This window comes from Halovulum dunhuangense (assembly GCF_013093415.1).
In the GTDB taxonomy this organism is placed as follows: domain Bacteria; phylum Pseudomonadota; class Alphaproteobacteria; order Rhodobacterales; family Rhodobacteraceae; genus Halovulum; species Halovulum dunhuangense.
The window spans coordinates 184,505-197,158 of the sequence record NZ_JABFBC010000002.1 but is presented as its reverse complement, the minus strand read 5'-3'; the positions used below and the strand labels follow the sequence as shown (position 1 = coordinate 197,158).

The 12,654-nt window shown below is 62.5% G+C and carries 10 protein-coding genes; 2 read left to right on the top strand and 8 right to left on the bottom strand.

The features are described 5' to 3' along the window. Positions 1–75: 75 nt before the first annotated feature. From HMH01_RS11625 to HMH01_RS11615, 3 genes are read right to left on the bottom strand one after another with little or no spacing between them, the layout of a single operon-like run. Positions 76–846 carry a sulfite exporter TauE/SafE family protein gene (locus HMH01_RS11625; RefSeq protein WP_171325724.1) on the bottom strand — a complete coding sequence of 257 codons (771 nt, stop codon included), beginning with the start codon at positions 844–846 and terminating at the stop codon, positions 76–78. Positions 847–850: 4 nt separating this feature from the next. After that, positions 851–1,843 carry an ABC transporter substrate-binding protein gene (locus HMH01_RS11620; RefSeq protein ID WP_171325722.1) on the bottom strand — a complete coding sequence of 331 codons (993 nt, stop codon included), beginning with the start codon at positions 1,841–1,843 and terminating at the stop codon, positions 851–853. Further along, positions 1,840–2,523 carry a FadR/GntR family transcriptional regulator gene (locus HMH01_RS11615; protein WP_171325720.1) on the bottom strand — a complete coding sequence of 228 codons (684 nt, stop codon included), beginning with the start codon at positions 2,521–2,523 and terminating at the stop codon, positions 1,840–1,842. Before HMH01_RS11615 ends, HMH01_RS11620 begins: the two co-directional genes overlap by 4 nt. A 279-nt stretch (positions 2,524–2,802) precedes the next feature. Here HMH01_RS11615 and HMH01_RS11610 point away from each other — a divergent pair, with 279 nt between their 5' ends. Both HMH01_RS11610 and HMH01_RS11605 read left to right on the top strand, forming a co-directional pair. Next, the gene (locus HMH01_RS11610; RefSeq protein WP_171325718.1) at positions 2,803–4,584 is read left to right on the top strand and encodes an ABC transporter transmembrane domain-containing protein; all 1,782 of its coding nucleotides are present in this window, start codon (positions 2,803–2,805) and stop codon (positions 4,582–4,584) included. A gap of 86 nt (positions 4,585–4,670) precedes the next feature. Continuing rightward, positions 4,671–6,563 (top strand): acyl-CoA synthetase, encoded by a 1,893-nt coding sequence (locus tag HMH01_RS11605; RefSeq protein ID WP_425483618.1) that lies wholly within the window; start codon positions 4,671–4,673, stop codon positions 6,561–6,563. A gap of 322 nt (positions 6,564–6,885) precedes the next feature. Here HMH01_RS11605 and HMH01_RS17840 read toward each other — a convergent pair whose 3' ends face one another. From HMH01_RS17840 to HMH01_RS11580, 5 genes are all read right to left on the bottom strand, one after another. After that, a complete protein-coding gene (locus tag HMH01_RS17840) occupies positions 6,886–7,362 on the bottom strand; it encodes an ArdC-like ssDNA-binding domain-containing protein (protein WP_246237397.1) in 477 nt (158 codons plus the stop codon). Between the two features lie 383 nt (positions 7,363–7,745). Then, positions 7,746–8,624 (bottom strand): hypothetical protein, encoded by an 879-nt coding sequence (locus HMH01_RS11595; protein ID WP_171325714.1) that lies wholly within the window; start codon positions 8,622–8,624, stop codon positions 7,746–7,748. 11 nt (positions 8,625–8,635) lie between these two features. After that, positions 8,636–9,712 carry a DGQHR domain-containing protein gene (locus tag HMH01_RS11590; protein WP_171325712.1) on the bottom strand — a complete coding sequence of 359 codons (1,077 nt, stop codon included), beginning with the start codon at positions 9,710–9,712 and terminating at the stop codon, positions 8,636–8,638. 200 nt (positions 9,713–9,912) lie between these two features. Next, positions 9,913–10,746, bottom strand: coding sequence for a protein NO VEIN domain-containing protein (locus HMH01_RS11585; RefSeq protein ID WP_171325710.1), 834 nt, complete (start codon positions 10,744–10,746; stop codon positions 9,913–9,915). After that, positions 10,743–12,653, bottom strand: a complete 1,911-nt coding sequence (locus HMH01_RS11580) for an SNF2-related protein (protein ID WP_171325708.1) — start codon at positions 12,651–12,653, stop codon at positions 10,743–10,745. The genes HMH01_RS11585 and HMH01_RS11580 overlap by 4 nt, the downstream gene beginning before the upstream one ends. Between the last annotated feature and the right edge of the window lies 1 nt (position 12,654).

The window sequence follows — 12,654 nt, the reverse complement described above, 5'->3', positions numbered from 1 at the left end:
GTTTTGTCGCGCAGCTTCTTTTTGTTCCCCGCGGGTCTGCGCAGTGTCCCGCCGGGGTTCGTCCAGCCCCGTTCCTCAGGCCGGTGCGGCACCTCCTGCGTAAAGCTGCGAAGCGCCGGCATAGATCAGCCGCAGCGCGAGCAGGATCAGGATCCCGCTCAGCACCAGGCGAAAGCGTCTCTCGTCGATCCGGGCGAGCACCTTGCCCCCGGCAAGCGTGCCCAGGAAGCCTATCACCACCAGAAGCGCCACCAGCCCGACCCATTGCGAAAAGGCGAAGCCCAGGATCGCGAAGGTCACGGTCTTGAGCAGGTGCTGCGTGCTCATCAGCGTCGAATGCGTCGCCACCTGCGCCATCCGGCCCAGCCCCTGCGCCTTGAGAAAGGCGGCGACGAACGGCCCGGTGCCGCCGAAGAACATCGACAGCGCGCTCGACACGAACCCGGCCAGCCCGGCCGAGCGGCGCAGGAAGCCGGGCGGGGTCGAGAACACCGACCACAGGATGAAGCCGCCCACCCCGATCTGGATCCAGGCCGCCGGCAGGTTGACCACGACCGACCCGGCCAGCGCCACGCCTATCCCGGTTCCCACGATGAAGGGCACCAGCACCGGCTTGTAGAGATGCCGGAACAGCATCACGGCCCGCCCGCCATTCGCGCCCAGCTGCACCAGCCCGTGCACCGGGATGATCGCCGGGCCGGGCAGCAGCGAGGCCAGCGTCGCCAGCATGATGATCCCGCCGCCGATCCCGAAGGCCGCGGTGATGAAGGACGTGACGAAACTCAGCGCGATCAGCGCCGTCGCGATCGGCCAGCCCAGTCCCGCATGGAAAAGGTCGGCCGTCATCCCCTCAGCTCTCCCGCACCGAAGGGTGGATCAGCTCTTCCGGCGTCACCCGGCGCGCGGCCAGGTACTGGTCCGAGGAGTAGCGGCAGATCGCGTCCAGCTCGTCGCGGTTGGCGCGGTAGCCATAGCTCCAGTAGTCCTGCCCCATGGTCGCGATGGTCCGTTCCATCGACGCGCCGAGCCAGGGAAGTGTCAGGCGGTTGGCAGACCCCTGCCATACGCTTTCCAGACGCGAAACAGCCATGTCCCGCGCCGCCACGAAGCCCTCGTAGATCGCCTTCGGCAGCCAGGGGTGTTCCTCGGCCAGGGTCTTGCGGATCGCCACCAGGTGCATGATCGGAAAGAACCCGCTGCGCCGGTAATAGTCCTGCTCGGCCCGTTCGTAATCGGGGAAAAGCCGGATGATCCGGTCATCCCCGTCCACGAAGGCCCGCGGCGGCTTGGGTGCCAGAAGCCCGTCGATCTCGCCCGCCAGAAGCAGCTCCTGCAGCGTCTGTCCGTCGCGGATCGGCTCGACCACCATGCCCTCGGGCAGGTCCAGCTCCAGCCGCTCGTGCCGCACGCCTTCGTCCAGCGCGCCGGTGCGCCAATGCACGCTGGCGGGGTTCACGCCGTATTCGTCGGCCATGATCCCGCGCATCCACAGCGCCGCCGTCATCTGGTATTCCGGCACCCCGATCCGGCGCCCGGCGAAATCCGCCGGCGTCTCGATCCCGGACCCCTTGCGCGCGAAAAAACCGTTGTGGCGAAAGGCCCTGCTGAGAAAAGCCGGCACCGCCGTATAGGCCGATGTCCCGCGCGAGACCTGCAGCGCATAGCTCGAAACCGACAGCTCGGTGATGTCGAACCGCGCCTCCTGCACGGCCAGCGGGAACAGCTTGCCGGTGGGCAGCACATGGCTTTCGAAACGCACGCCGGGCACGCTGATCCGCCCGTCATGCAGCGGCATGGCCCGGTCATGATCCCAGGTTGCAAGGGACAGGGTGAGTTCGGTCATTCGGCGGCTTCCATCTGGCCGCGCAGCAGCCCTGCCTCGACGCTGCGCAGGTGGTCATGCATCGCCGCCTGCGCGGCCTGCGGATCGCGGGCCACCACCGCTTCGAGGATGCGGCGATGCTCGGAATGGCTATGGTGGTCGGGGGGCGGGCGGTCCGATCCGGTGCGCCCGCGCGACCAGACCACCGCGCGCCGCACCGCGTTCAGCTGATCGAACAGCGCCAGCAGCACGGCGTTGCCCGCGGCTTCGGCGATGGTGCGGTGCATGCGGTTGTCGGCGGTCTCGTAATGCCGCCACGAGGTCGCGGACCGCGCCGCCTCCATGCAGCGCTCGAGCTCGGCGATATCCTCGGGCGTGGCGTTCAGCGCCGCCTCGAAGGCCAGCATCGGCTCGAAGCTGAGGCGCGCGCGCATCACCTCGGCCGGGCTGGAGCGGTGGGCGAGGCCCGAGATCGTCGTGGTTTCCTCGGCCGGGCGGATCCCGGTGAAGGTGCCCTTGCCGACCTGCCGCCACAGCAGCCCCTCGTCTTCCAGCACCTTGAGCGCCTTGCGCAGGTCGCCGCGGGATACGCCCAGGATGGTGCAAAGCTCACGTTCGGGGGGCAGGCGTGCGTTGTCGCCCAGGTCGCGCTGCGCAAGCCAGGCCCGCAGCTGGGTCAGTGCGCCGGCATCCTCGTGCATGGCGGCCGTCCTCCCTTTCGGGCGCCGGTCCCGCCACGGTTCTCCGCGGTCAGGCCATTTGTCGCGCCCCTGTTATTGGTTTGACCAATACGGGATTGGTTGCGCCGCTGTCCAGCGATTTCTCAACTGCGCGAAAACAAGGCAGTTTCGCCGGTTTCCGGCCAGTGCCGGCCCTTGCGGCGCGGCGATCGCGGCCTGGTGGGGGCGAATCCGCATGGCTTGTCAGTCCCGGGCCTGCCGCATAGGAAAGGGACGATCGGACAAGGGAAAGGGTCTGCAATGGCAAGAGGGCTGCTGGAGGATCGGCCGACATCGCGCCGCCTGGGCGCGCTGGGCGGGCTGATGCCGTTCCTGCTGCCCTACAAGGCGCTGATCGCGGCCTCGCTTTTCGCGCTGATCGTGACCGCCTTCCTGTCGCTGATCCTGCCGCTTGCGGTGCGCCGCGTGGTGGACGAATTCTCCTCGGGCGACGTGGCGCTGATGGACGCCTATTTCGCCGCCGCCGTCGGCATCGCGACGCTTCTGGCCATCGGCTCGGCGCTGCGCTTCTACCTTGTCACCCGGCTGGGCGAGCGGGTGGTGGCCGACATCCGCCTTGCCGTCTATCGCCGCGTCATCGGCATGAGCCCCGCCTTCTTCGAGCGGGTCCTGACCGGCGAGGTTCTCAGCCGCATGACCACCGACACGACGCTGGTGCAGTCGGTGGTGGGGTCGTCCATCTCGATCGCGCTGCGCACCTCGCTTACCTTCATGGGGGGGCTGGTGTTCATGTTCATCACCTCGCCCAAGCTGGCGGGGCTGGTCCTGATGCTGGTGCCGCTGGTGGTGCTGCCGGTGATCTTCCTCGGCCGCCGCCTGCGCAAGCTCAGCCGCGAGAGCCAGGACCGCATCGCCGAAAGCTCGGGCCACGCCTCCGAGACGCTGCTCGCCGCGCAGACCGTGCAGGCCTACACCCACGAGGGCGTCAGCCGCGCCCGCTTCGACGCGCTGACCGAAGCCGCCTTCGATGCCGCCCGCAGGCGCATCGGCACCCGGTCGGTGATGACGGCGCTGGTCATCTTCCTGATGTTCACCGGGGTGGTGGGCGTGCTCTGGATCGGGGCGCGCGACGTGCGCGCGGGCGGCATGACCCCGGGCGAGCTGGTGCAGTTCGTGATCTATTCCGTCATGGTCGCCGGCGCCGTCGCGGGCCTGTCCGAGATCTGGGGCGAGTTGCAGCGCGCAGCCGGCGCGACCGAGCGGCTGGTCGAGTTGCTGCACCTGCGCGACGGGATCGAGGATCCGGCCCGTCCCGCCACCCTGCCGCGCCCGGTGCGGGGCGAAGTGCGCTTCGATGCCGTGGGTTTCAACTACCCCGCCCGGCCCGAGGTGCCCGCGCTCGGTGATTTCGCGCTTCATGTCCGGCCCGGCGAGACGGTTGCGCTGGTCGGCCCTTCCGGGGCGGGCAAGACGACCGTGTTCCAGCTGCTGATGCGCTTCTTCGACCCCGATACCGGGCGGATCACGCTGGACGGCGTGCCGATCCGCGACCTGCCGCGCGAAGAGCTGCGCCGCCATTTCGCGCTGGTCCCGCAGGAACCGGTGATCTTCGCCACCACCGCGCGCGAGAACATCCGCTTCGGCAGGCCCGACGCCACCGACGCCCAGGTGGAACAGGCCGCCCGCGCCGCCGCCGCGCACGACTTCCTTGCCGCGCTGCCCGATGGCTACGACACCTATGTGGGCGAGCGGGGCGTGATGCTGTCGGGCGGCCAGAAGCAGCGCATCGCCATCGCCCGCGCCATCCTGCGCGACGCGCCCGTGCTGCTGCTGGACGAGGCGACTTCGGCGCTCGATGCGCAAAGCGAGCGGCTGGTCCAGGAGGCGGTCGAGGGGCTGGCGCGCGGGCGCACCACGCTCATCATCGCGCACAGGCTGGCCACCGTGAAGAAGGCCGACCGCATCATCGTGATGGAAGGCGGGCGCATCGTGGCCGAGGGCACGCACGATGCGCTGGTCGCACAGGGCGGGCTTTACGCGCAGCTGGCGCGGCTGCAATTCACCGAAGGCGCCGCCGCCTGAGCCTTGCGCCCGGCGCCGGTCTTGACCATCCTCTCCCCAGGGCCAGATGCCCGGCACAAGACCGCTGAGGGAGGGGAACAAGGGTGATCGAGGTTGCGACCCGCGCCGACGTGCGCGCGATAGAGACCAGCCAGCCGCTGGCCGAATGCTGGACCGCCCGATCCCTCTACGAGATGCTGTCGCAGACGGCCGATCGCTTTCCCGACCGGCCCGCGCTGAGCTTCCAGCTGAAATCCGGCCCCAGGGACAAGGCCGAGACGCTGACCTGGCGGGAACTGCGCGAGCAGGTGACGCGGGCGGCCAACCTGTTCCGCCGCCTGGGCATCGGCGATACGGACGTGATCGCCTATGTGCTGCCGAACTGCACCGACGCGGTGGTGACGCTGCTGGCGGGGGCCACCGCCGGCATCGTCAACCCGATCAACCCGCTTCTGGACGAGCGGCAGATCGCAGGCATCCTGCACGAGACGGGCGCCAGGGCGGTTGTCACGCTCGCGCCCTTTCCCAAGACCGACCTGAACGAAAAGGTCGGCCGCGCCATCGCCCATGCCCCCAATGTCGAGGTGGTGCTGGAGATCGACCTCGCGCGGCACCTGGGCTTCCCGGAATCCTGGATCGTGCCCTTCATCCGGCCGCGCCATCGCCGCACGCACAAGGCGAACGTGGTCGAGTTCCGCGCCTCGCTGCGCGGCGAGCGGGCGTCGGAGCTGGCCTTTGCCGAACCGCTGGATGACCGGGTCTGCGCCTATTTCCACACCGGCGGCACCACCGGAGAGCCCAAGATCGTGCAGCACCGCGCCTCGGGCATTCTCTACAACGGCTGGTGCGGCGCCACCTACATGTTCAACGAGCGCGACGTGCTCATATGCCCGCTGCCGATGTTCCATGTGCTGGCCGCCTATCCGGTGCTGATGAGCTGCCTGATGTCGGGGGCGCATTTCGTGCTGCCCACGCCGCAGGGATTCCGCGGCGCGGGAGTGCTCAAGAACTTCTGGAAACTCGTCGAGCGGTACCGCGTCACCTTCATGGTGATGGTGCCGACGGCGGCGGCGGCCCTGATGAACCGCCCCGTGGATGCCGACATCTCCACCCTGCGATTCGCGATCTGCGGCTCGGCCGCGCTGCCGCCCGAGCTTTTCCGCCGCTTCGAGGCGGCGGTGGACCTGCGCATCTGCGAGGGCTACGGCCTGACCGAGGCGACCTGCCTTGTCGCCATCAACCCGCCGCATGGCGAGCGGCGCATCGGCTCTGTGGGCTTTCCCTTCCCGCATACCGACATCCGCATCTGCATCTGCGACGAGGACGGCACCATCCTGCGCGACTGCGCCGTGGACGAGGCCGGAGAGATCTGCGTGGCGGGTCCGGGGGTCGAGGCGGGGGCGGCCTATACCGACCCTGACCGCAACCGCGGCCTGTTCGCCGGCGGAACGCATCTGCGGACCGGCGATCTGGGCCGGATCGACGCCGACGGCTACATCTGGATCACGGGCCGCGCCAAGGACATCATCATCCGCGGTGGCCACAACATCGACCCGGCGGTGATCGAGAACGCGCTGATGGCGCACCCGGACGTGCGTTTCGTGGGCGCGGTGGGCCAGCCCGACGCAAGCTCTGGCGAGGTGCCCGTGGCCTATGTCGAGCTGCACGAGGGCGCGGCCGTCACCGACAAGGACCTGCTGGCCCATGCCCGCGACAATATCGGCGAACGCGCCGCCCAGCCCCGCCAGGTCGAGATCGTGGCCGAACTGCCCAAGACCGCGGTGGGCAAGGTGCACAAGCCCGAGCTGCGCAAGCAGGCCATCGCGCGGGTCTATGGCGACACGCTCAGGCGGGCGGGGCTGCCTGTCTCGGTGGCGGCGGTGGTCGAGGACCGCAAGCTCGGCCTTGTCGCCGCCCTCAGCCGCGAGGGAGAGGCAAGCGACGCCGACGTGGACGAAGCGCTGGCCAGCCTGAACCGCCCCTGGCGCTGGGTGGAGTGATCCGCCGCTTGCCCGGGGCGGAAACCGGGCAATCGACCCGCGTGGCCGGTCCGTGCAGGGGACCGCTGCGAACTCGCGATGTGACCGGGGAATGGTGCGCCTGGAGGGAGAGAACTTGAAATCCCTCATTACCGCACTTGAGGAGTGGGAACGCCATCTCGCACGTTTAGACTCTTCGAGTCTGAGGTGCGAGCATGAGTATCTTAGACCGAAATTTCAATAAGATAGCCAAGGATGAGGCGGAGAAGCCTAAGTATCCGCCGCCCTTCTCGTTGCGCCTGACCTATGAGGAACGGGCGCGGCTGGATGCCGAACGGGGCGATCAAGCGCTTGCGGCGTATATCCGCGAGCGGCTGTTCGGCGATGATGCTGCGCCGCGCAAGCGGCGCGGCAATAGCCCCGTGCAAGATAAAGAAGCCCTTGGCTGCGTCATGGGCGCGCTCGGCCAGTCGCGCCTGTCTGCCAATCTGAACCAGCTCGCTAGGGCGGCAAACACGGGCTTGGTGATGGTGTTGGCGTAAACGACAGAGTTGCCTCGCTCGCCCTTCCTGACGTGTGCGCCCAGCTCTTGGGCTTGCCGGTAGGTCATCCAGTACGGGGAGCAATAGCCTGCTTCCATCGCCGCGCCCCACAGCATCAGGACATTGATGCCGCTATAGGCGAGGCCGTTATGGCGCAGGGGTTTGAGGACTCGCCCGTCCATGTTGCCAGCGCTCCACGGCTTCAGCCATGTGAGTTCGCCCTGCTCCAGATCGGCGATGATCTTGTCTGTGACTTTCTGGTAAACGTCTTGTTTCATTTCCTTTTCTCCTTTGTTTGGTTGCGCATGCAACCGAACTGCCCCTCTGGCGAAGAGAGGGGGGAGACCGTCACCGACCGCAGACAGCGGTGGGGGATCACCCGTCCTGCACACGCGAAGCACGGAAAGACGGGGAGACCGCTGACTGCGCCCGAAGGGCTTGGTCTTGACGGCGAAGGGGGTCGCAGACCCCAAACAAAGAAGGGAAAGTCAGCCCGCCAGGGCTGGCATCAGATCAGCGCAAGGGATGGAAGCCTTTGGTCGAGACTACAGGCTCGATGCACGATAGCCCGTCCGCGAAGCGGTGCGCCTTGGTCTCTTGGATTTCACCTACTACGACCTACTCGCGCACTCAATTTATCACTGTGAAGAAACGCAAAATTTCACCCAACAGGTATGCACGAAAGAACGTCAGGCGTGCAGCGTTGATCATGATATAGGGGCTCGAAGAATGTATCTTTAATCTGAAGATACTCGCTCACAGGCCGCACATTGTTTTCCACGAGTTTCGCGACGAGCGATAGCACAAAAAAATCTTTGGTCAGACCTTCCGCGCCTAGACCTCTATCATCTCGGATACCCAAATCAATTGCTGGCCAATTTATATCCTCGGGCCAGTGCCAATAGTGACTATGGTAGAGAAGTCTGTTTCTTTCGCTCTTGTGCGCACCCAGCTTGAGCGCCGTAATGTCCTGGATCAGCTTCGCGCACTCGTCACTTGGAATTACCGTCCTAAGAAGTCGAGTAAAGAGATCAAATATCTGCTTTTGACCCATCTCGTGAGTGTCAGGCGTCAAAACACGAACTGGGTTTGGTGCATTTCGATACGCCTTTTTGAAAGCTTTTTCATCTTGAGGACTACCCCTCTCTGGGCGCAAATCAACCAGATGAGCTCTGTGTTTCCCCTGACAGATGCAAACACCCAAGGTGGAAAGAAAGCATCTCACGCCAAGTAATACAGCATGATGCGCATCCGTCGCGGCCCACGTAATATGCCCATCGGCTGCGCGTTGCGAAGTAAGGCGAAGCACATGAAAGTACTTTTGGCTTGTTATAACAATCTCGCTGGCCCAAAGTCGATCTCGATCAACACGTTCCAGGACAATATCAGGATCGTCCGGAGGATTTTCCACTAGGAAGCTCGAAAAATATGCGTCAGGATCCAAGTGATCGTATTCAAACGGAAGGTCTAGGCGTAATTCTCGCCAAACATCCATGCGTCGCTTTCGAATCTTTGACCAAGCAGAATCCCACGTCTTCATTTACGAGACCATTAACCAAGATCGATGCTGGGCGAGCTCTGATCCCCAGCTTTCGCACGACTCAGGTCTAAGCGAAGGTCTTGGGCGGCCTCCATTTCGGCTTTGTTTCCAGAGCCATAAGACGACCACTGTTTAAAGTCGAAGCTTGCGATCTTGGCAAATTCCTCCGCAACATCAGAGCGCCGAAATCTTCCCTTGGAAGCAAAGACAGATGCGAACACTTCTTCAAAAATGTTCATCATCGCGCCAAAGCCAATAGTCTGAAAAAAGACATTCTCTGAGAGCGCCCATTGGTCAGGAAATGCATCCTTGAGTCCGGAATAATAGTTATCAATTATGCCAACTTGTTCTTGCAGCGTCCAAACCCGCAGGGATCCGCGCTCAGGGTGAACTAATGGCGCTAATTTTCGCACGAAATTTGTAATCGAGAGCTGTGAGCCGCGCCGAGGGGACGATGTAACAACAATCCTATCCCGAAATGGGGAATTCTCTCTCTTGCGAAGAACATTCGCAATTTCTGCCGCTCTTTCGTTGGCAATTTCAGCAGGCTTTCGTTCTCCTGGAAGGTGCTTTAACAGATCATAAAGTAGAGACGTGGGCACGCCCTTTGCTTCACGATTGATGGTTATGAACTGAGATATTTGAAACTGGATATCTACATCGACAAAGGCAACAACACAGAGCTCGATGTCCTTGCCCTGTTCTGCTGCCATATGAGCTGCTGCAAGCCTATGCTGACCATCGATTACCCAACCCACGTCTTCACCTGGTGGGATGACCAATTTCTTGGTTTCTGTGTTGTAGGTAGCACCTTCGAGCGCCAACAGTATGCTGTTTGGGATGGGTTCTCCAGATTCGATGAACTTGACGGCGGAATCTACTCGTGAATTTGAAAGGACCCTTTGATAGCCTTCGTCCTTTTCGTCATGTCGACGACTGATCGAAACGAATGACCATAGCGTTTTCGCATCAAGAACAAAGACGTAGAACGTATGCGCTCCTTGCGTGATGGGAAGAGCTTCTATAGAAAGCGCCTCCTCCAACCCACCACTCTTCTTTTCGCTTTGTCTTGCTTGCTTCTTCGCCATTTAGTTCCCCAGTCAGGATTTAGTGGGTTAGTGTAAGGTAGAAGCTCCTTGAGGGCCATAGGCGCCCATAGATCTCTGGTCTCGAATGGACACATCGCAACAGGCACGTGGATACTAGCAAAGACTGTTCACAGATCGTTTGGTCCCTTGGCGCTAAGTGGCCGCCCCATGTAGTAGAAGACGGGCCGTCTTGCGCTTCATTAATGTGTTAGAACAGGTACTTGCGCGTTTGTCCACTTGCCTTTGCCGCCGTCCGTAGGTATGTGCGGTGCGACCTCGGCTACGGTCCGTTCGATGAGAACAGGCGGCGTCTGGTTCATATCCCAGATGTGGAAATGATAGGCATCGCCCGCCCTTTCGGCTTTGTCCCATTCATTGCGGGTCACGATGAAGCGCAGCGGTGAGGCTGTAGTAGATTTCACCTCGATCAGCTTGTTCCGGACGCCGTGCGGGCCATGATCGTAAGACAGCACGTCATAGCCTGCGAAGTTGTCATCGAAGCCAGGCCAATCGGGTTCGATGTCTATCCCGAGTGCCTTGAGCCGTTCACGTTCATATTCGAGTGTCAGTAATTCAGCCGCGCGACCCTGCTCCATCTTTTCGTGATCTGTGACCAGGCGCGCATAGCCTGAGACCGAATCCCACCATGTCACGACATGGAGCGGGGTCGGGTTCTCCATCAGGCCAGCGGCGGCGAAGATGTCTTGATCGTTGCGGTCGAGCTTCTTCACAAACCTCTGACGACCCTGCCGCATGAGTTTTGCCCAGATCGGCTGGTGCTTGAGCAAGACACCCTTGATGCAGGTCTGATAAAAGACGTGTCCGTCAAGTGGGCAGTCCTTTTCGACCAGCTCGGACAAATAGACCGATGCCTCCATATCCAGGCTGTGAGCGTCCGCTTCGACGCTTTCGATCAGCGTAAGCAGATCGGAGAGGGGCAGGTCTGGATGACTTGTCCGATACTTGCGGAACAGGCGAAGTCCTTCAAAGCACGGCAGCGAGAAGACACGTTCGGTAGAGATCGCGCCGGTCATTCGACCTCCGGCGGAACGTCCGGTGCTGTGCCCTCCATCTCTGCGATGAGATCGATGATGTCTTTGAGCTCGACATCATAGTCGAGCGGATCGGCGGCCTCTTCTTCGTCAAAGGCGATCTCGTGGAGATCAGGATCGTCCAGGAGCTGCTGCATGTTGCGGATCTTCTCAACAAGGCGGCGACTGACCGACATGTCGATGCTGCCGATGACGGGCGGAGCCTTGGAACGATAGATGTGAATGTGGGTTTCTTCGTCGGGTGCCAGACCGAGGCGGTGAATGCGGTCGATGGACTGAAGGTAATGGGTCGAGACGTAGCTGCGGTCGGCGTAGATCGCATTGTGGCAGACGGTGTGGAGGCTTATGCCCTCACCCGCTGCGGCAGGATTTGCCACGAGGACAAAGCATCCTGGGTCTTCGTGGAAGCGCCGAATCCGTCCCTCTCTGGTTTCAGGATCATTGGGCAGGCCTGACGGAACTCCGCCGTGGACGTAGACGGGATTCAGGTCGGCAAGCGCCGAGACGAAGCTGTGGATCGTGTCGGTGAAGATCGTCCAGATCACACACTTCTTGCCGTCCCTCGCCAGTGCATAGGCATGATCCATGACAGCCCGCATCTTCGCGGAGTGGCCTTCGTCGAGCACCTGATCGACAATGGCGGAGTCCACCTTAACGTCATCATTGGCCATAGCGCTGAGCGCAAGGGTTGGATTGACGGAGAGCTGAAGCAGGCGCATGACCGATCGCCGTGCTTTCAGGAACTGCGCGTCACCCATGCCGCGCGATATCTGCTTCGAATAGTTGCGAAGGAATTCATTGCGCACAACGGAGTAGAGAGCGAGTTGCCCCGAATCCATGCTGACATCGATGAAGTGGCGCTCAGCAGGCGGAAGGCCTAACTCGGTCTTGGTCGTGCGGACATAGAGATTACCGAGAACCTCACGCGGAGATTTCCCGTGCGAGATTTCGAGGCCGTAACCGTGTCCAGGCCATAGAAAATCGAGTTGCGACTCCATATCTGACGCCGCCTGCGGCATTGGCGTTCCCGTAAGGATATCGCGCCGTATGGGGTCATCTGCCGTTCGAAGAAAGAACGCGCCGCGCTGAGACTGCCAGCCCGCCTTCATGCGGTGGGCTTCATCAAGCACAAGGTGGGTCGGCGTCGTGGCAAAGTGCGAAGCCAGCAAACCCTGCTGACGGATCACCATGTCATAGGAGATGATGAACCGCGTCGCCCCCGACCGAAGCGCCTTTCGGGTTTCTTCCTCGGAACCGACCAAGAGAGTGAAAGGCTCAGAGCCGCCGTTGGGTGCATCTGCGACCATGCACTCGTCAACAATGTCCATCCACGCCTGGAAGGCCGCCTTCGGCGCGACCACTATGAAGTGATGTCCAGGTTGCCGCGTCAGCATATGCAGCGCGAATGTCACCGTGGTCTTTCCAGCGCCAGGAACGGAAAAGTTTGCGCCGTTGCTGAGTGCGAGAAGATGAGAAAGGTCGCGGAGCTGGAAGTCGCGGAGCTCCCGCTTGGTGAAGCCCGTGTCTTTGAGCCGCGCTTCAATCTCATCCGTGGTGAGGACTTCGGTGATCTGGCTGCGCAGCTCGCGGGTCTTGCGTATCTGCGCAGCGAAGGCGCGCAACTTGCCTTCCGCCTCGCCCTCGGGTCTGAAGCGGAAATTGAGGCTTATCTGGTTGGCCTTGCTGCCAAGCTCCCGCACCACGCCAAGCGTATCTGGCCAAGACAGGTTGATCGCGCCGCCTACAACGGTGTGATCGAGCTTCTTCGTGCGGATCGCCAGCTTCAGGCGCGACCAGATGGGGGTTTCCAGCGCGTCGTCAGGCACTGTGAAAGTACCTGTGTGATCTGGGTTATATCGAACGGTTACTGCTGTCGGGGTATCGCTCACG

Excerpts from the sequence above, each read along its gene's own strand:
- HMH01_RS11625 (WP_171325724.1), bottom strand. The coding sequence starts at position 846 with ATGACGGCCGACCTTTTCCATGCGGGACTGGGCTGGCCGATCGCGACG.
- HMH01_RS11620 (WP_171325722.1), bottom strand. The coding sequence starts at position 1,843 with ATGACCGAACTCACCCTGTCCCTTGCAACCTGGGATCATGACCGGGCC.
- HMH01_RS11615 (WP_171325720.1), bottom strand. The coding sequence starts at position 2,523 with ATGCACGAGGATGCCGGCGCACTGACCCAGCTGCGGGCCTGGCTTGCG.
- HMH01_RS11610 (WP_171325718.1), top strand. The coding sequence starts at position 2,803 with ATGGCAAGAGGGCTGCTGGAGGATCGGCCGACATCGCGCCGCCTGGGC.
- HMH01_RS17840 (WP_246237397.1), bottom strand. The coding sequence starts at position 7,362 with ATGAAACAAGACGTTTACCAGAAAGTCACAGACAAGATCATCGCCGAT.
- HMH01_RS11595 (WP_171325714.1), bottom strand. The coding sequence starts at position 8,624 with ATGAAGACGTGGGATTCTGCTTGGTCAAAGATTCGAAAGCGACGCATG.
- HMH01_RS11590 (WP_171325712.1), bottom strand. The coding sequence starts at position 9,712 with ATGGCGAAGAAGCAAGCAAGACAAAGCGAAAAGAAGAGTGGTGGGTTG.
- HMH01_RS11585 (WP_171325710.1), bottom strand. The coding sequence starts at position 10,746 with ATGACCGGCGCGATCTCTACCGAACGTGTCTTCTCGCTGCCGTGCTTT.